The following is a 17,947-nucleotide window of genomic DNA, read 5'->3' on the forward strand; positions in this document are numbered from 1 at the left end:
GCCGGAGGCGCTGCCGGCTGAGGCGAAGCCCGGCTCCCGCTCAGAGGTGCTCAGACGGGTTCGGCCGGGCCGCCCTCGGGCGAGCCGGTGAGCCGCTGCACCGCGTCGCGCATGTGATGCACCAGCAGCTCGTCGGTATGCCGCGGGTCGCCCGCGGCGAGCGAGCGCGCGATCTCGCGGTGCTCCCCGACGCGGGCCTCGTCCACGGCATAGGTCGGCTCCAGCAGGTGGATGCACATGCGCGTCTCGGTGAGCAGCGTGGCGTGGATGTGGGACAGGTGCGGACTGTCGGCGTGGTCGACAAGCACCTGGTGGAAGTGGATGTCGGCCGTGCTGACGGCGCGGACGTCCTGCGTCGCGGCGGCGCCGGCCATGTCGTCGACGACGGTAAGCAGCGCCGTGGAGGCCCCCGCCGCGTCGGTCTCGTGGATGCGAGCGCCGGCGGCGCGCTCGACGGCTGAGCGGGCAAGGTAGAGATCGCGGACCCGGTCGTCGGTCATCTCGATGACGAAGAGTCCACGGTTGCGGTGCGCGACGAGCAGCCCCTCCTGGGTGAGCCGCTGCAATCCCTCGCGCAGCGGGCCGCGGCTCACGCCCAGCCGCGCGGCATACTCCACCTCGCCCAGCTGGCTGCCGGGCAGGATCTCGCCGCTGGCGATCGCCTCGCGGATGCGGGCGGCGACCAGGCTCGGCGTGGACTCGCGCTGCACCGGTTGCAACGCACTCATCGGTGCCCCTGTCGTCGGTGACGGGTCCGGCGGTGGAGCCGGACCGTGGTGTGCGTAGATTGTAGACAATCAGATCGGAGGGCGTGCTCGATGCGGTATGACGTGGACCGGCTCCGGCGCTCGCTGGCGGCCCAGGTGCGGGGCGAGGTGCGCGGGGACGCGCTTGGGCGGGCGCTGTATGCGACGGACGCGTCGAACTACCGGGTCGTGCCGGACCTGGTCGTCGTGCCGCGCGACGAGGAGGATCTCGTGGCCGCGCTCGGTCTGGCGCGGGAGGCGGGAGCTCCGGTCGCGTTGCGGGGCGCCGGGACGTCGATGGCCGGCAACGCGCTCGGCGGGGTCGTCGTCGACACCTCGCGGCACCTGGACCGGATCGTCGAGCTCGACCCGGTGGCCCGGACGGCGACGGTGCAGCCCGGCGTGGTGCTGGGGCACCTCAATGCGGCGGCGAAGCGGCACGGGCTGACCTTCGGCGCCGACCCGTCGTCGGCCAGCCGATGCACGCTCGGCGGGATGATCGGCAACAACGCCTGCGGCGCGCACTCGGTCGCGTGGGGCACGACCGCCGACAACGTGCGGGAGCTGCGGGTGCTGAGCGCGGCAGGGGAGCGAGCGCGCGTCGTGGCGCGGGTCGATGACGTTGCGGCACAAGGGGATCCAGGGTGGGTCGACCCGGTGCTGGCCAGGCTCCACCAGGAGCTGGCGGCGCTGGGGGAGCGGCACGCGATGCTCATCGAGCGGCGCTTCGGCACCTTCAGCCGGCAGATCTCGGGGTATGCGCTGCAGCACCTGCACCCGGAGCGCGGCGTCGATCTCGCGCGGCTGCTCTGCGGCAGCGAGGGAACGCTCGCCACCACGCTGGAGGCCACGGTGGCGCTGGCGCAGGTGCCGCCGGCGGTGGTCCTGCTGACGCTCGGCTTCCCCGACGCGGTCTCCGCCGCCCGGAGCGTCCCGACCGTGCTGCCGCACGAGCCGCTGACGATGGAGTCGATCAACGCGACGCTGGTGGAGCGGTTGCCGGCCGACACCCGCCGGGCGGCGGAGGCGGCCGGGCTGCCCGAGGGGCAGATGTGGCTGCTCGTCGAGCTCGGCGCCGAGGACGAGGCCGCGGCGCGCGCCACGGCGGCGACGGTGGCGGAGGCGGTGCGCGACGCCATACCGGGCAGCACGGCGGCGGTCGTCACCGACCCGGCCTCGCAGGCAGTGCTGTGGCGCTGCCGACGTGACGGGACCGGGCTGGCGACGCGGCGGGCGGACGGTGCCGAGGCGTGGGCCGGGTGGGAGGACGCGGCGGTGCCTCCGGCGCGGCTGGGCGACTACCTGACGGGGCTCGACGAGCTCATGGGGCGGTTCGGCTACTCCGGGGCGTCCTACGGGCACTTCGGCGAGGGCTGCATGCATATGCGGATCGACTTCGACCTGGTGAGCGACGACGGGGTGCGCGACTACCGCTCCTTCGTCGAGCAGGCGACCGAACTCGTGGTATCCCTCGGGGGGTCGGTCTCGGGCGAGCACGGCGACGGGCGGGCGCGCGGCGGGCTGCTGGAGCGGATGTACGGCGCCGACGCGACCGCGCTCTTCGCCCAGGTCAAGCGGGTGTGGGACCCGCACGGGCAGCTCAACCCCCGGGTCATCGTGGACCCGCCGCCGGTGGACGAGGCGCTGCGCCAGCACGGCCACGCCGCCGGCTTCGACGGGCAGACAAGGCTGGCCTTCAGCCAGGACGCAGGGAGCTTCGCGCAGGCGCAGCGGAGGTGCGTGGGGGTGGGCAAGTGCGTGCAGACCTCCGGTGGCGTGATGTGCCCGAGCTATCAGGTGACGCGGGAGGAGCAGCACTCGACGCGCGGACGCGCCCGCGTGCTCTTCGAGATGATGGAGGGCGACGTCATCACCGACGGGTGGCGGGCCGAGGAGGTGCGCGACGCGCTCGACCTGTGCCTGTCGTGCAAGGGCTGCGTGGGGGACTGTCCGGTCAACGTGGACATGGCGACCTACAAGGCAGAGTTCACGCACCAGCACTACCGGGGGCGGCCGTGGGCGCGGCCCCGCTCGCACTGGTCGATGGGGTGGCTGCCGGCGCTCGCGCGGGCGGCGGCGGTGGCACCGGGGGCGATCAACGCGGTGAGCGCGTCACGGGGCGCTGGGGTGCTGAAGCGCCTCGGCGGCGTGGCCGGGGACCGGGAGATCCCGCGCTTCGCGCGGCAGTCGTTCCCCGCGTGGTTCGCGCGGGAGCACACCCCCGCCCGGGGTGAGGGGCGGGTGCCGGTGCTGCTCTGGCCGGACACCTTCACGTCATACCTCGCGCCGGAGGTGGGCCGTGCGGCGGTCGCGGTGCTTGAGGACGCGGGGTTCGCGGTGCACCTGCCGCAGGGTCAGGTGTGCTGCGGGCTGACCTGGGTGTCGACCGGGCAGCTGGGCGTCGCGGCGCGGGTGCTGCGCCACTCGCTCGGAGTCATCGAGCCGGCGCTGCGGGCGGGGGCGACGGTCGTGGGGCTGGAGCCGAGCTGCACGGCGCTCTTCCGGCACGAGGCGGTGGAGCTCTTGCCGGGGGACGAGCGCGCGGCGTTGGCGAAGTCGCAGGTGCGCACGCTCGCCGAGACGGTGCGCGACCTGGCGCCGTCGTGGGAGCCGCCGCAGCTGGACCGGGATGCGCTGGTGCAGGTGCACTGCCATCAGCACGCGGTGCTGGGCTTCGAGGCCGACCGGGAGCTGCTGCGGCGCGCCGGGGTGCGGGCCGAGGTGCCGGACTCCGGCTGTTGCGGCCTGGCCGGCAACTTCGGCTTCGAGGACGGGCACGAGGAATTGTCGCGGCAGATCGGCGAGCGGGTGCTGGCGCCGGCCGTGCGGGCGGCGCCGTCCTCGACGGAGGTGCTCTCGGACGGCTTCTCCTGCCGCACCCAGATCGCCGACCTCACCGAGCGCCGCGGCCGCCACCTCGCCGAGCTGCTGGCCGACGGCATACTCCCGAGGCCCTGACGCCCCCTTGTCGCACCGGACGCACGTTCGTCACGTGGTGGCGTGACTGGCGCACGCTCGGTGCGTGACGAACGCGCGCTCGGTGCGTGACGAACGCGCGCTCGGTGCGTGACTAACGCGCGCTCGGTGCGTGACTAACGTGCGCTCGGTGCGGCGGTGGGGCTGTCCGGGCTGTTCGGGGTGTGCGGGCTCGTGTGGAGGAGGTGGAGGATCGTGCGGGCGTAGCCGCGGGCGGCAGTGACGAGCTCGTCGATCGCGACCGACTCGTCCGGGCGGTGCGCCTGCTCGGCGACCGAGCCGGGGCCTTGCACCACGACGGGTATGCCCCACTCACGCGCCACGAAGCCGCCGTCGCAGGCGGCGGTCCAGCCGGCGAGGGGAGCGGGGCCGCGCCCGGCACCGTTCATCGCGTCGTCCACCACCGTGACGAAGCGGTCGTCCGGGGCTGTCTCGAAGCCGGGCATGTCCATCGGCGAGGTCACCGTCCAGGTCAGCCCGCGCGACCCGAGGTCCAGCGCCGCCAGCCGCTCGCGCAGAGCCTCCACCACCGCCTCCACCGGCTCGCCGGGCAGCAGCCGGCGGTCCACCTCGATCCGGCACAGGTCGGGCACGGCCGACCCCGACGTCCCGCCCTCGATGACACCCACGTTGACCGTGGCCGGGCCGACCAGGGCGTGGGCGTCCCCGCGCAGCTCCTCGTGCCACCGCTCCAGGTCGGCCACCACCAGCGCGGCACCACCGATCGCGTTGCGGCCGTCCTCGGGCCGCCCTGCGTGCGCCGCGACCCCGCGCACCTCGACGTGCAGATAGCAGGCTCCCCGCGCCGCGACCACCGTCGCCAGGTCGGTCGGCTCAGCCACCACGCAGCCCAGCACCTCCGGCCGTGGCCCGGCGACGAACGCGCGGATGCCGATGCCGTTCTGCTCCTCGTCGCACAACGCGTCCAGATGCACCGGCCCGGACGGCACGACGGCGGTCTCCCGGACGGCGGCCATCGCGAGCAGCACGGCGGCGAGCCCGCCCTTCATGTCCGCGCTGCCGCGCCCGACGAGCCGGCCGTCGACCAGGTCGCCGGCATAGGGGTCGCCGGTCCAGTCCGCGGCATCGCCGGGAGGCACGACGTCGGTATGCCCGAGGAAGAGCAGGCCGGGCCCGTCGCCGCCGGGTAGGGTCACCCGCACGTTGGGTCGGCCGGGTGCCACCTCGCGCTGCTCCACCTGCAGGTGCAGCTCGCGCGCCAGGTCGGCCAGCACGGCGGCGGTGGCTGCCTCCTCACCCGGAGGGTTGGCGCCCGGGGCGCGGACCAGGGCCTGGGCCATCAGCGCCACCCGCTCGGCGGTGACCTTGTGCAGCGCCGCCACCTCGGCCGGGATCATGCGCCCTCCGGCCCCCGACCACCCTGGGCGTCGACGGCGCGCGCCAGACGGGCGACGCCCTCGCGGATCCGGTCCGGCGGCGTCGAGGCGAAGCAGAGCCGCAGGTCGTGCGGGAAGCGTCGCCCCGGCGAGAAGGCGTTGCCCGGGATGTAGGCCACGCCCTGCGCCAGCGCCGGCTCGAAGAGCGCCTCGGTGTCCACGCCGTCGTCGAAGGACACCCACAGGAAGAAGCCGCCCTCGGGGTCGGTCCAGGTCGCGCGGCCGGTGAAGTGCTCGGCGAGCGCCTCCTGCATGGTCTCCTTGCGGCGGCGGTACTCCTCCCGCTGGGTCGCGAGGTGGTCGTCCAGATGACCCCCGGCCAGGAACCCCGCGACGAGTCGCTGCGCCGGAAGGTTGGTGCAGGTGTCCATCGACTGCTTGGCGTGGATGAGCAGCTGCTGTAGCGACGGGTCCGCGTCCACCCAGCCCACGCGCAGGCCCGGCGCGATGATCTTGGAGAAGGTCCGGACCGAGAAGACCAGCGTGTCCCCCTCGGCCAGCTCGTGCAGGCTGGGCACCGGATCTCCGGCGAAGCGCAACATGCCGTAGGGGTCGTCGTCGAGCACCACGCTGCCCCAGGACCGCGCCAGCTCGAGCAGCTCCTGCCGTCGCTCCAGGGACATCGAGGTGCCGGACGGGTTCTGGAAGGTCGGGATCGTGTAGATCACCTTCGGGGTCCGCCCGGCCTGGTCGACGGCCTCGCGCAGCGCGGCGATCGACATCCCCTCCTCGTCCACGGGGATCTCCGCCAGCTCGGCCTGATAGGCCAGCGCCGTCGCGCTGCCGTTGGTATACGTCGGAGACTCGACCGTGACGAGGTCACCGGGGTCGATGAAGAGCTTTGCCGCCAGGTCGAGTCCCTGCATACCGCCCGCCGTGATGGTCAGGCGTTCGTCGGTCGTGGCGTCGGTCGTGCCCGCGAGCATCTCGAGGAGCGCCTCCCGCAGGGCCGGGTCGCCCTCGGTGGCGGCGTAGTCGAAGGCACCGGCGCTACCCAGCCCCTCCCGGCCGACCTCGCCGAGCCGCTCCCACGGGATCGCCTCCGCCGCGGGGCTGCCCATGGCGAAGCGCACGATGTCGTGCGTCTGCTTGGCGAGCAGCGAGGTGCTGGAGTCGATGACCGAGCCGACGAGCTGGTCGGCGCGCGCGGCCAGGGGCAGGGCGGTCGAGCGGGTGGCCGGACCCGCGGGCTGCGGTATGTCGGTCGTCGGCTCGTGCGTCGAGGCGGTCGTCATGGGTGGATCACCAATCCTTGGTCGAGGGGGGCGAGGAGTTCGGGGCCGGAGGCGGTGACGTGGACCGACTCGGAGGTCTCATACCCCCAGCGGTCCATCCACATGCCGAGGATCAGGTGGAAGCACATGCCAGGAGCGAGGACCGTCGTATCCTCGGCGCGCAGGCTCACCGTCCGCTCGCCCCAATCCGGGGGGAAGCCGATGCCGATGGAGTAGCCGATGCGCGAGTCCTTGCTCAGCCCGTGGCGCGCCAGCTCGGCGCTGAACGCCCCGTGGACGTCAGCCGTCGTGGCGCCCGGGTGCATCGTCTCCAGGGCGCGGTCCAGCGCCCGCGCGGTGGCCTCGGCCGTCTCGGCCAACCGGCGCGGGGGAGGGCCGAGGCTGACGGTCCGGGCCAGGGGCACGTGATAGCGGCGATGCACGCCGGACAGCTCGATCGTCGTGGCCTCACCGCGGCGCAGCGGCTCCTCGACCCAGGTGAGGTGGGGGGTGCCGGCGGTCTCGCCGCTGGGCAGCAGGGGCACGATCGCGGGGTAGTCGCCGCCGAGCGCCTCGGTGCCGTGGCACTGGGCCCGCTGGATCTCGGCCACGACGTCGCACTGCCGCCGCCCCTCCCGGAGGGTGTCGATCGCCACCATCATCGCCTGCCGCGTCACCTGCCCCGCGGCGCGCATGAGCGCGATCTCGGTGTCGGACTTGACCACCCGCAGCCAGTTCACCAGCTCGTGGCTGTCCACCAGCTGGGCCTCCGGCAGCGTGCGGGCGAGGGCGAGGTAGGCGCGGGGCGAGGTGAAGTGCGCGTCCAGCTCGAGCGCGACCACCCCGCCGGCGGCGGGCAGGGCTCCGACGTCGCGACCGCGCTCGGCGATCCACTCGAAGGGGTGGATCTCGCGGCGGTGCACGTAGTGCTCGGGATAGCCGTGGATACGCTCGGACGGCAGGGTGGCGGTGTGGTGCCCTCCCTTGGCGTCCATGGCCCGCAGCATCAGGTGCGCCTGCCCGGTCACGGGCACCAGCAGGGCCTGGGGCATGTAGAACGACCAGGCGTTGTAGCCCGTGAGGTAGTAGAGGTTCGCCGGGTCGGTGACGACCAGGGCGTCCTGGCCCCGAGCGGCCAGCTCGGCCTGCACCCGCTCCATCCGCTGCTCGTGCTCTGGTCGCAGCGTGTGCGGGTGCGCCGTCTGCTCCGCGGCCGTGATCTCGCCCATGTCCACCGCCCCCACGATGCCCGACGGAGCGGATTGTTGACAATCCGACACGGCCTTCCTACCGTCGCGATGTGACCGCACCCCGCCCGCGCACCGTGGTCCTGACGGCACCCGACCTGGCCCCGCCGCCGCAGCTGGAGGGTCTGGCCCAGGAGCTGGAGCTGGTCGTGGTCGAGCCGGCCGGGCTGGCAGGCGCCCTCCCCGGGGCCCGGGCGCTCTTCCTCTGGGACTTCTTCTCCTCTGCGCTGGAACAGGCGTGGCCGGCCGCCGACGCGCTGGAGTGGATCCACGTCGCCGCCGCGGGCGTCGACACGCTGGTCTTCGACGGCCTGCGGGAGTCCGAGGTGGTCGTCACCAACGCGCACGGGGTCTTCGACCGGCCCATCGCCGAGTTCGTCCTCGCCAGCATCCTCGCCCACGACAAGCGGCTGCACGAGAGCATGCGGCTCCAGCGCGAGCACGTCTGGGCGCACCGGGAGACCCAGCTCCTGCGGGGCAAGCGGGTGCTCGTGATCGGGACGGGCGGCATCGGACGCGAGATCGGCCGGCTCCTGCAGGCCGTGGGCTGCGAGGTCCGTGGCGCCGGGCGGCGCGAGCGCGTCGACGACCCCGATCTGGGCGAGATCGTGCGCAGCGACGCCCTCGTCGACCACGTCGGGTGGGCCGACCACGTCGTCAACGCCGCCCCCCTCACGCCGCAGACCGCCGGTCTCGTCGACGCCGCGGTCCTCGCGGCCATGGCGCCGCACGCCCACCTCGTCAACATCGGGCGCGGCGCGAGCGTGGTCCAGGACGACCTGGTCACGGCACTCTGGACCGGCCAGATCGCCGGGGCCAGCCTCGACGTGTTCACCGAGGAGCCGCTCCCGGCCGACTCGCCGGTGTGGGACGTGCCCGGGCTCGTCGTCTCGGCCCACCTCAGCGGCGACGTCGTCGGCTGGCGGGACACGCTCGCCGACCAGTTCGTCGGCAACGCGCGCCGGTGGCTCGCGGGGGAGCCGCTCACCGGCGTCGTGGACACGCGCCTGGGCTACGTCCCCGGCCCGTCCGGAGGGCAGGTATGACGTCGGCGCTGCCGCCGACGTCCGGCCTGAGGGCCGGGGTGCTCGCCCCGGCAGCGCGGTCCGGCACCGGGTTACTCGTCCTCGCCGTCTGGCTCGCGGGTCGGCTGCGACCTGCCGACCACGGACCCGCCGACGGGATCGCCGCCGGTGACCAGGCCGCGGTCGAGGACGTGGTGGACCGCCCGGAGCGCTGGCACTGAGAGGCGGGTCACCGAGCCCACCAGAAGCGGCCCGTCTGCGCGGGAGGGCGGGGAGTCACGCCATACACTCGGCCTATGAGCACTGGGCAGGGGGATGCGTCCGGCGCGATCGAGGAGCAGCGTGTCCTGCCCCAGACCGATCGCCTCTGGACGGTGCCCAACCTGCTCTCCATGCTGCGGCTGCTGCTCGTCCCCGTCTTCGTCTGGACGTTGATCGAGCGCGAGCTCGGCTGGGCCGGCCTGGTGCTCGTGGTGGCGGGAGCCTCCGACTTCGCGGACGGCAAGATCGCGCGCCGCTACGGCCTGACCAGTCGTCTCGGCTCCGTGCTGGACCCCATCGCGGACCGGCTCTACATGGCGGCGACGGTGCTGGGTCTGGCCGTCGTCGGCGTCATCCCCTGGTGGCTGGTGCTCGTGCTCTTCGGCCGCGAGGCCTTCATCCTGGCGATGTATCCCGTCGTACGTGCGGAGCGGCTCCCCGTCCCGCCGGTGACCTTCATCGGCAAGGCCGCCACCTTCAACCTCTTCGGTGGCTTCCCGCTGCTCCTGCTCGGGCACGTCGACGGCTGGTGGACGACCGCGTGCCTCGCGGCGGGATGGGCGTTGATCTGGTGGGGGACCGTGCTCTACTGGGTCACCGGCCTGGTCTACGGCTGGCAGGTCGCGCACATGGTGCGGCAACGGCGGCGCGAAGGGACGGCGAGCGTATGAGGTGGCCGCGCGGCACCGCGGAGCGCGACCCCAACCCGGCGGCGTCGATGGCGCTGCTGGACGAGGTCCTGGACCCGCCGCTGGGCCCTGGCTACCACTCGGCGGCCGAGGACCGGGTCGCCGCCGGTCTGCCCGCGTCCTCGGGGACCCGCACCTGGCTGATGTTCGCCACCTCGGTCGTCGTCGGCATCATCTGCACCGTGGCGGCCGTCACCCTGCGCACCCCCGACCCGGCCGCGGCCGAGGGCCGCGAGCAGGTGATCGCCCGCATCGAGGCGGCCCAGGAGGTCGGCGACGAGCAGAGGCTCCTGGTCGAGCAGCTGCGGGCGGAGGTCGGCGCGCTGGAGCAGCAGGCCCTGGCCACCGAGGGCACGGGCGACCAGATCGCCGCCGCCGCCGTGCAGGCCGGCGCCATCGCCGTGCGCGGCCCGGGGGTGGAGGTGACCCTCGCCGACGCGGAGCAGGTGCCCGATGCCGCGCCGGGGGAGGAGGCGGACCCGGAGCGGGTCAACGCCCGCGACCTGCAGCTCGTCGTCAACGGGCTCTGGCTCGCGGGGGCGGAGGCCGTCTCGATCAACGAGCACCGCCTCACCAGCACCTCCGCGATCCGCTTCGCCGGCCAGGCGATCATCGTCGACTTCCGCGGCCTCACGCCGCCCTACGTCGTGCGCGCCATCGGCGATCCCGACGCGCTGGCCCGCGAGACCAGCTCCGGGCTCACCGGTGCCTACCTGGCCGAGCTGCGGCAACAGCTCGGGCTGCAGGCCGAGGTGAGCTCCTCCGACGCGATCACCATCGGCGCCGCCGAGCGGCTCATCACGCGCGTCGGCGCCGTCGCCACTCTCGACCCTGGGAGCGAGCCCACCCCCGGACTCCCATCCCCCGATCCGCTCGAGGAGCGCTGAATGGTCCCCGTCATCGGTCTGCTGGTCGGCATCGTCCTCGGCCTGTTCCTCAGCCCGGAGGTGCCGATCTGGCTGCAGCCCTATCTGCCGATCGCCGTCATCGCCGCCCTCGACGCGGTCTTCGGTGCCGCGCGGGCCTCCCTCGAGGGCATCTTCAACGACCGGGTCTTCGTCATCTCCTTCCTCTCCAACGTCGTCGTCGCCGCCCTCATCGTCTTCCTGGGCAACCAGCTGGGCGTCGGGGCGCAGCTGTCCACCGGGGTCGTGGTGGTGCTCGGGCTGCGCATCTTCTCCAACGTGGCCGCCATCCGGCGTCACCTGCTGGGGGCCTGAGTGGCGGACCGATCCACCCCGGACCGCGAGGTGCCCGAGGAGCCCACGCCGCCCCCCAAGGTCGGCCGCTTCGCCCGGCTGCGGCGTCGCGCCGCGCCGACACGCGAGGAGGCGCGGGGGCGGCTGCGTGACTTCCGCCGGTTCAACCCGGACCGCGGCCAGCTGGTCGCCGCGCTCCTCACCGCCCTCCTCGGCCTCGCCCTCGTCGCGCAGGTCCGGGTCACCGAGGAGGCAGGCCTGCAGCAGCTGAGGCAGACCGAGCTCGTGGCGCTGCTCGACGACGTCACCAGCCGGGTGGATTCGCTGCGCTCGGAGGTGCAGCAGCTCGAGGAGGACCGGTCGCGGCTGCTCGGGGACGAGGGCGACGTGGCTGCGGCCGAAGCGGCCCAGGAGCGCCTCCAGTCCTACCAGATCCTCGCGGGCACGGTGCCCGTCTCCGGCCCGGGCATCACCATCCTCGTCGACGACCGGGGAGCCGTCGTCACCCAGACCATGCTGCTGGACGGTGTCCAGGAGCTGCGCGACGCGGGGGCCGAGGCGATCCAGGTCGGGTCCGTGCGCGTCGTGGCCTCGAGCTACGTCACCACCGACGCGGACGGCCAGGTCCTCGTCGACGGCGAGCCCTTGGGCAGCCCCTACACGATCGTGGCGATCGGCGACTCGCACACGCTGGCCGGCGCGATGGCGATCCCCGGCGGCTTCTCCGACGCCCTGCGGGGAGCCGGGGCGAGCGTCTCGGTGGTGGAGGCGGACGCGGTGGTCGTGCGGGCGTTGCACGAGCCGATCGAGCCTCGTTACGCTCAGCCTGTGCCCTCGTCCGAGGTTCCCTAGGGCGGGCACAGGCCACTGCCGTCCGAGCGTCGGCGCACCGGTTACCCCGAGGAGAGCGATGAGCAGCCTGCAGTACCCCGATGACCTGCGCTACACCAGTGACCACGAGTGGGTGCGCGACGTCGGCGACGGGGTGGTGCGCGTGGGCATCACGTCCTACGCCCAGGATGCGCTCGGCGACGTCGTCTACGTCTCCCTCCCGTCGGCCGGCGACTCGGTCGCCCCGGGGGACTCCTGCGGCGAGGTGGAGTCGACCAAGTCGGTGAGCGACATCTACGCCCCGCTCGCGGGCGAGGTCGTGGCCGTCAACGAGGCGCTGGACGCCACCCCGGAGCTGGTCAACACCGACAGCTACGGCGAGGGGTGGATGTATGAGCTCCGACTCGCCGACATGTCCGTCCTGGACGACCTCATGGACGCCGAGACCTACCAGGCCCAGCTGGACTGAGCTGGCCGACCCGCTGACCTGCATCGTCCGTCAGCGGTCTGCCGTAGAGTTGGGGAGACCGGCGGCCTGGGGCCGCCGGTCGTCCACATCGTCCACCACCGACGCACACCAGGAGGCCCGCACCGTGAGTGGCGAGAATCGTGACCGCGAGCACCACGACCGGGGCACCGACCCGACGACCGCGCGGCTGCCCGGCGGCGTCGACCTGCCCGCGGCGGAGTACACCTTCGACGACGAGGCGCCGCGGCTGTCTCCCGAGGACCAGCGCACGGTGGACGCGCTGCGTCCGGGCACCGCCCTGCTCATCGTGCTCCGCGGCCCCAACACCGGCGCCCGCTTCCTGCTCGACGCCGACGAGGTCTCCTCCGGTCGGCACCCCAAGAGCGACATCTTCCTCGACGACGTCACCGTCTCGCGTCGGCACGCCGTCTTCGTCAAGGACGGCGAGGGGTATGCCGTGCGCGACGTCGGCTCGCTCAACGGCACCTACGTCAACCGGCAGCGCATCGACGAGTCCGCGCTGACCCAGGGTGACGAGGTCCAGATCGGCAAGTTCCGCCTGGTCTACTACCGCGGTCGCTCGTGACCTCAGCGGCATCCGAGGAGACCGGGGGCGCCTCGGGGGTCGGGGGGACCGGGGGGATGTCGATCGGCGACGTGGTGCGTCAGCTGCACGGCGACTTCCCGGACCTGACGCAGTCCAAGATCCGCTACCTCGAGCAGGAGGGCCTGGTCAGCCCGGAGCGGCGCGCCTCCGGCTACCGCCTCTTCTCCGAGGCGGACGTGGCCCGGCTGCGCTTCATCCTCACCGCGCAGCGCGACCGCTTCTGGCCGCACAAGGTCATCAAGGACGCGCTCGACCGGCTCGACCAGGGTCTGGACGTGCCCGGTCTCACCTCGCCCGGGGCAGACCCGCAGGGTATGCCGTCCGCCGCCCCCGAGCGGGACGATCCGGAGGGTCAGAGTGGTCGGCATGCTCCGGTCAGCGACCTCAGCGCGGCGGCCCTGCGACGTCGCCGCGCGGTCCGGCTCTCCCCGTCAGAGCTGCGTGAGAAGACCGGCCTGGACTCCGCCGCCTACGGCCAGCTCAAGGCGTTCGGGCTGCTGCGCACCGACTCCAGCGGCAAGCACCACGCCGACGACATCGACGTGGCCGAGGCCGCGGCGGCCCTGGCCCGATACGGGCTCGAGGCGCGCCACCTGCGGTTGTTCCGGGTGGCGGCCGACCGAGAGGTCGGGCTCACCCAGCAGCTCCTCGAGCCGCTGCGGCGGCGCCGCGCCCGGGGCGCCTCCGGGCCGGACCCGGCCGAGGCCGAGGCGCAGCTGCTGGCGCACAGCCTCGCGCTGCACGTGGCGCTCGTGCGCTCCGGCCTCAACCAGTCGCGCTGAGGGTGGCGCCGGCACCAGCTCCCGGCCACCCGTCCACCTGACGCCAGGGCGCCCGCACGGGGTACCGTGAGGAGGGTGAGAGAGCTCGACGTCCTCGGGGTCCGGGTGGAGATGCCGAACAACAGCCCGATCGTGCTGCTGCGGGAGCGGGAGGGACAGCGTTATGTCCCGATCTGGATCGGCGCCCCCGAAGCGACGGCGATCGCCTACGCGCAGCAAGGCGTGGAACCGCCCCGTCCTCTCACCCACGACCTCATGGTGACGATGGTCGAGGCGCTCGGGCGCCGGCTGGAGAAGGTGCACATCACCGAGTTGCACGAGGGTGTCTTCCACGCCGAGCTGCACTTCGACGGTGAGACCGTGCTGTCGGCGCGGCCGTCGGACGCGATCGCGCTGGCGCTGCGGTCGGCCACCCCCATCCTCACCACGGAGGAGCTGCTGGACGAGGTGGGCGTCCAGATGGCGGTGGAGGACGAGGACGAGGTGGAGCGCTTCCGGGAGTTCCTCGACCAGGTCTCCGCCGAGGACTTCGAGCACGAGCAGGGCGAGGGAGAAGAGCAGTGAGTCTCGGCGTGGCGGCGTGACCGAGGGTCGGTCGCGGCATACCGTCAGTTCGTGAACCTCAGACACATGAGTCACATGAGTCACAACAGCGAGGAGGGCCGGTGAAGGCTGGCGCAGACGCACCCGGTGGGACCACGGGTCGGGCGGGGGCCGTGGACCACGGCGCCGGAGACGACGCGAACCATGCCCCCTCGCAGGGCCTGCTCTTCACCGACGACACCGCGGCTCTGGACGACGGCATCGGCTACCGCGGCCCGACGGCCTGTGGCGCGGCCGGCGTGACCTACCGGCAGCTGGACTACTGGGCCCGCACGGGCCTTGTGGAGCCCTCGGTGCGCAACCCCAGCGGCTCCGGCACGCAGCGGCTCTACAGCTTCCGGGACATCCTCGTCCTCAAGATCATCAAGCGGCTGCTCGACACCGGGATCTCGCTGCAGCAGATCCGGATCGCCGTCAACGCGCTCCGCGAGCGCGGCGTGCAGGACCTGGCCCACATCACGCTCATGAGCGACGGCGCCAGCGTCTACGAGTGCACCAGCGACGACGAGGTGATCGACCTCGTCCGCGGCGGCCAGGGTGTCTTCGCCATCGCCGTCGGCAGCGTCTGGCGCGAGGTCGAGGGTCAGCTGGCCGAGCTGCCCAGCGAGCGTGCCGACGTCGACGTGGTCACCGTGGACCACCCGGGTGACGAGCTCTCCCTGCGGCGACGCGCCCGCAAGACCTCCTGAGGGGCGCGAGGCCGGCGACGGGCCCTGCTAGATTGGCGTCTGCCATCGACGTCGCGTGGGAGAGTCCTCGCCGCGGTCGGCGAGGCGCCGAAGGGGCATACTCCCCACCAAGCTCTCAGGCGCCCGGGACCACGCGGATCAGGCAACTCTGGAACGTCCCGCCGCGGCGGGGCCGGCAGAGGGGGAGGTTCTCGTCACCTGCCTGAAGGAGCCTGCCACCCATGAGTTCCCGCCAGCCGCACGCCGACTTCGTCGCCCGTCACGTCGGCCCCCGCGAGGACGACGTCGCCCAGATGCTCGAGCTGCTCGGCTACGACAGCCTCGAGTCGCTGGTCGAGGCGGCCGCTCCGGCCGCGATCCGCTCCGAGCGGCCGCTCGACATCGAGGCGGCCCCGAGCGAGCAGGCGGTCATCGCCGAGCTGGCCTCCTTGGCTGCCAAGAACCGCGTCGTGACGCCGATGATCGGGCTGGGTTACTACGGCACCCAGACGCCGCCGGTCGTGCTTCGCGGCGTGCTGGAGAACCCGGCCTGGTACACCGCCTACACGCCGTACCAGCCGGAGATCTCCCAGGGTCGGCTGGAGGCGCTGCTCAACTTCCAGACCGTCGTCACCGATCTCACGGGGCTGGCCATCGCCGGCGCCTCGATGCTCGACGAGGGCACGGCGGCGGCCGAGGCGATGGCCCTGATGCGGCGCACCAGCAAGGTGGGTCAGGACGCGGTGCTGCTCCTCGACGAGCACCTGCTCCCGCAGTCGCACGCGGTGATCGCCGCCCGCGCCGAGGCGGTCGGCTGGGACGTCGTCGCGGCGGACCTGACGGGCGTCGCCGACGAGCGGTCGTTGCGCGCCGCCGCCGGTGACCGCGACGTCTTCGGCGTGATCGTGCAGTATCCGGGTGCGGACGGGCAGATCCGCGACTGGACCTCGCTGACCGAGGCCGCCCACGCGGCAGGGGCCCTGGTCACCGCGGCGGCCGACCTGCTCGCGCTCACGCTGCTCGCGCCGCCCGCGCGCTGGGGTGCCGACGTCGCCGTGGGCAGCACCCAGCGGCTGGGGGTGCCCCTGGGCTTCGGCGGCCCGCACGCGGGCTATCTGGCCGTCCGTGAGGGGCTGGAGCGCACGCTGCCCGGTCGCCTCGTCGGGGTCTCCAAGGACGTCGACGGCGCCCAGGCCTACCGGCTGGCGCTGCAGACCCGGGAGCAGCACATCCGTCGCGAGAAGGCGACCTCCAACATCTGCACCGCCCAGGTCCTGCTCGCCGTCATGGCGTCGATGTATGCCGTCTGGCACGGGCCCGACGGGCTGCGTCGGATCGCGCTCCAGGTGCACGGCGCGGCCCGCGCCCTCGCCACGGCGCTGACCGGGGCTGGCCTGGAGCTCGCCGTCGACACCTACTTCGACACGCTCACGGTGCGCGTGCCGGGGCGCGCGGGCGAGGTGCTCGCGGGCGCGCTGGAGCGGGGCATCAACCTGTGGCGGGTCGACGACGACACGGTGCTGCTGTCGACCGATGAGCTCACGACCGCGGCCGAGCTGACGGCGGTGGCCGAGGCCTTCGGCCTGGACGCGGCCGCGGTGCCCGACGTCGAGCCCACCGAGCCGGACTGGGGCTCGCTCGCTCGCACCGAGGACGAGGCATACCTGACGCATCCGGTCTTCTCCAGCCACCGCAGCGAGACGGCGCTGCTGCGCTATCTGCGCTCCCTGTCGGACAAGGACTACGCGCTGGACCGCGGCATGATCCCGCTCGGCTCCTGCACCATGAAGCTCAACCCGACCACGGCGATGGAGTCGGTGACCTGGCCCGAGTTCGGCACCCTGCACCCCTTCGCCCCGGCCGACCAGAGCGCGGGATACCGCGAGCTCATCGACCAGCTGTGCGCCTGGCTGGTCGAGATCACCGGCTACGACGAGGTGTCGCTCCAGCCCAACGCCGGCGCCCAGGGCGAGTTCGCGGGGCTGCTGGCCATCCGGAAGTACCACCTGGACCGCGGGGACGACCAGCGCACGATCTGCCTCATCCCCGCGAGTGCCCACGGCACCAACGCGGCCAGCGCGGTCATGGCGGGCCTCAAGGTGGTCGTCGTCAAGAGCACCGCCGAAGGTGAGGTCGACCTCGAGGACCTGCGCGCCAAGATCGACACCCACCGCGACCAGCTCGCGGCGATCATGGTGACCTACCCCTCCACGCACGGGGTCTACGAGGAGACGATCACCGAGCTGTGCGAGCTCGTGCACGAGGCCGGCGGCCAGGTCTACGTCGACGGCGCCAACCTCAACGCGCTGCTGGGGATCGCCCGGCCCGGTGAGTTCGGCGGTGACGTCAGCCACCTCAACCTGCACAAGACCTTCACCATCCCGCACGGCGGCGGGGGGCCGGGCGTCGGTCCGATCGGCGTCCGTTCCCACCTCGCGCCCTACCTGCCCAATCACCCGCTCGATCCCGAAGCGGGGCCGGAGACCGGGCCGGGGCCGATCTCGGCCGCCCCCTTCGGCTCGGCCGGCATCCTGCAGATCCCGTGGGCCTACATCCGGCTCATGGGCGGTGCGGGCCTGACCCGGTCCGGGCAGGTCGCGGTGCTGTCGGCCAACTACATCGCCGCGCGGCTCCACGAGCACTTCCCGGTCCTCTACACCGGCGACCACGGGCTGGTCGCGCACGAGTGCATCCTCGACCTGAGGGGCCTCACCAAGAGCACGGGGGTCACCGTCGACGACGTAGCCAAGCGGCTCATCGACTACGGCTTCCACGCCCCGACCATGTCGTTCCCGGTCGCGGGCACCCTCATGGTCGAGCCGACCGAGTCCGAGGACAAGGAGGAGATCGACCGGTTCATCGACGCGATGATCGCGATCCGCGCCGAGATGGACCAGGCTGCCGAGGACGGCGTGGAGCGCAGCGTCCTGCGCGGCGCGCCGCATACCGCGCTGGCCCTGGCGGGGGAGTGGGAGCACGACTACGACCGGATGACCGCCGCCTACCCGCCCGGCGTGCGCGCCGACCGCAAGTACTGGCCGCCGGTGCGCCGGATCGACGGGGTCTACGGCGACCGCAACCTGGTCTGCGCGTGCCCGCCGCCGGAGGCCTTCGAGGACGACGGCGCCTGAGCCACCCGGGGCCGCGGCGGGGCCATCGGGCTGACCTCGCGCCAGGCTCGGTCCGCGGCGCGCGGGGCACCTGGTGGTGAGCCAGGCCACAGTGTGTGAGGA

General features: G+C 73.1%; 17 protein-coding genes and 1 riboswitch. Of the genes, 13 read left to right on the top strand and 4 right to left on the bottom strand.

Annotated features, from left to right (window positions below):
- Nucleotides 1-50: 50 nt before the first annotated feature.
- Complete coding sequence (locus AC5PYY_RS12125) at nucleotides 51-728, bottom strand: GntR family transcriptional regulator (protein WP_493897062.1); 678 nt, start codon at nucleotides 726-728, stop codon at nucleotides 51-53.
- A 90-nt stretch (nucleotides 729-818) separates the two neighbouring features.
- On the opposite strand from AC5PYY_RS12125, the gene AC5PYY_RS12130 reads away from it, so the two are divergent.
- Entirely contained in the window at nucleotides 819-3,704 is a 2,886-nt protein-coding gene (locus AC5PYY_RS12130) for an FAD-binding and (Fe-S)-binding domain-containing protein (protein ID WP_493897063.1), read from the top strand.
- A 134-nt stretch (nucleotides 3,705-3,838) separates the two neighbouring features.
- Here AC5PYY_RS12130 and AC5PYY_RS12135 read toward each other — a convergent pair whose 3' ends face one another.
- From AC5PYY_RS12135 to AC5PYY_RS12145, 3 genes are read right to left on the bottom strand one after another with little or no spacing between them, the layout of a single operon-like run.
- On the bottom strand, nucleotides 3,839-5,080 hold the full coding sequence (locus AC5PYY_RS12135; protein ID WP_493897064.1) for a M20 family metallopeptidase: 1,242 nt from the start codon (nucleotides 5,078-5,080) through the stop codon (nucleotides 3,839-3,841).
- Nucleotides 5,077-6,354, bottom strand: coding sequence for an aminotransferase-like domain-containing protein (locus tag AC5PYY_RS12140; protein ID WP_493897065.1), 1,278 nt, complete (start codon nucleotides 6,352-6,354; stop codon nucleotides 5,077-5,079). Before AC5PYY_RS12140 ends, AC5PYY_RS12135 begins: the two co-directional genes overlap by 4 nt.
- Nucleotides 6,351-7,562, bottom strand: coding sequence for a M24 family metallopeptidase (locus tag AC5PYY_RS12145; protein ID WP_493897066.1), 1,212 nt, complete (start codon nucleotides 7,560-7,562; stop codon nucleotides 6,351-6,353). The genes AC5PYY_RS12140 and AC5PYY_RS12145 overlap by 4 nt, the downstream gene beginning before the upstream one ends.
- 71 nt (nucleotides 7,563-7,633) lie before the next feature.
- Here AC5PYY_RS12145 and AC5PYY_RS12150 point away from each other — a divergent pair, with 71 nt between their 5' ends.
- The 12 genes from AC5PYY_RS12150 (at nucleotide 7,634) to gcvP (ending at nucleotide 17,845) form a co-directional block, all read left to right on the top strand.
- Entirely contained in the window at nucleotides 7,634-8,626 is a 993-nt protein-coding gene (locus tag AC5PYY_RS12150) for a D-2-hydroxyacid dehydrogenase (RefSeq protein WP_493897067.1), read from the top strand.
- Nucleotides 8,623-8,826, top strand: coding sequence for a hypothetical protein (locus AC5PYY_RS12155; protein WP_493897068.1), 204 nt, complete (start codon nucleotides 8,623-8,625; stop codon nucleotides 8,824-8,826). Before AC5PYY_RS12150 ends, AC5PYY_RS12155 begins: the two co-directional genes overlap by 4 nt.
- A gap of 75 nt (nucleotides 8,827-8,901) precedes the next feature.
- Entirely contained in the window at nucleotides 8,902-9,537 is a 636-nt protein-coding gene (locus AC5PYY_RS12160; RefSeq protein ID WP_493897069.1) for a CDP-alcohol phosphatidyltransferase family protein, read from the top strand.
- On the top strand, nucleotides 9,534-10,442 hold the full coding sequence (locus AC5PYY_RS12165; RefSeq protein ID WP_493897070.1) for a DUF881 domain-containing protein: 909 nt from the start codon (nucleotides 9,534-9,536) through the stop codon (nucleotides 10,440-10,442). Before AC5PYY_RS12160 ends, AC5PYY_RS12165 begins: the two co-directional genes overlap by 4 nt.
- Nucleotides 10,443-10,775, top strand: a complete 333-nt coding sequence (locus AC5PYY_RS12170; protein WP_493897071.1) for a small basic family protein — start codon at nucleotides 10,443-10,445, stop codon at nucleotides 10,773-10,775.
- Nucleotides 10,776-11,606 (top strand): DUF881 domain-containing protein, encoded by an 831-nt coding sequence (locus AC5PYY_RS12175; protein WP_493897072.1) that lies wholly within the window; start codon nucleotides 10,776-10,778, stop codon nucleotides 11,604-11,606.
- Between the two features lie 58 nt (nucleotides 11,607-11,664).
- Nucleotides 11,665-12,054 (top strand): glycine cleavage system protein GcvH, encoded by a 390-nt coding sequence (gcvH, locus tag AC5PYY_RS12180; RefSeq protein WP_493897073.1) that lies wholly within the window; start codon nucleotides 11,665-11,667, stop codon nucleotides 12,052-12,054.
- A 124-nt stretch (nucleotides 12,055-12,178) separates the two neighbouring features.
- Nucleotides 12,179-12,640 (top strand): FHA domain-containing protein, encoded by a 462-nt coding sequence (locus tag AC5PYY_RS12185; RefSeq protein WP_493897074.1) that lies wholly within the window; start codon nucleotides 12,179-12,181, stop codon nucleotides 12,638-12,640.
- Nucleotides 12,637-13,443, top strand: a complete 807-nt coding sequence (gene ftsR, locus AC5PYY_RS12190) for a transcriptional regulator FtsR (protein WP_493897075.1) — start codon at nucleotides 12,637-12,639, stop codon at nucleotides 13,441-13,443. Before AC5PYY_RS12185 ends, ftsR begins: the two co-directional genes overlap by 4 nt.
- Nucleotides 13,444-13,518: 75 nt before the next feature.
- Nucleotides 13,519-14,007, top strand: a complete 489-nt coding sequence (locus AC5PYY_RS12195) for a bifunctional nuclease family protein (RefSeq protein ID WP_493897076.1) — start codon at nucleotides 13,519-13,521, stop codon at nucleotides 14,005-14,007.
- A gap of 152 nt (nucleotides 14,008-14,159) precedes the next feature.
- Complete coding sequence (locus AC5PYY_RS12200) at nucleotides 14,160-14,735, top strand: MerR family transcriptional regulator (protein WP_493899371.1); 576 nt, start codon at nucleotides 14,160-14,162, stop codon at nucleotides 14,733-14,735.
- A gap of 46 nt (nucleotides 14,736-14,781) precedes the next feature.
- A riboswitch (glycine riboswitch) is annotated at nucleotides 14,782-14,877 on the top strand.
- Nucleotides 14,878-14,956: 79 nt separating this feature from the next.
- Nucleotides 14,957-17,845, top strand: a complete 2,889-nt coding sequence (gene gcvP, locus AC5PYY_RS12205; protein WP_493897077.1) for an aminomethyl-transferring glycine dehydrogenase — start codon at nucleotides 14,957-14,959, stop codon at nucleotides 17,843-17,845.
- Nucleotides 17,846-17,947: the final 102 nt, after the last annotated feature.

This window comes from Serinicoccus sp. JS2-9, assembly GCF_059025165.1.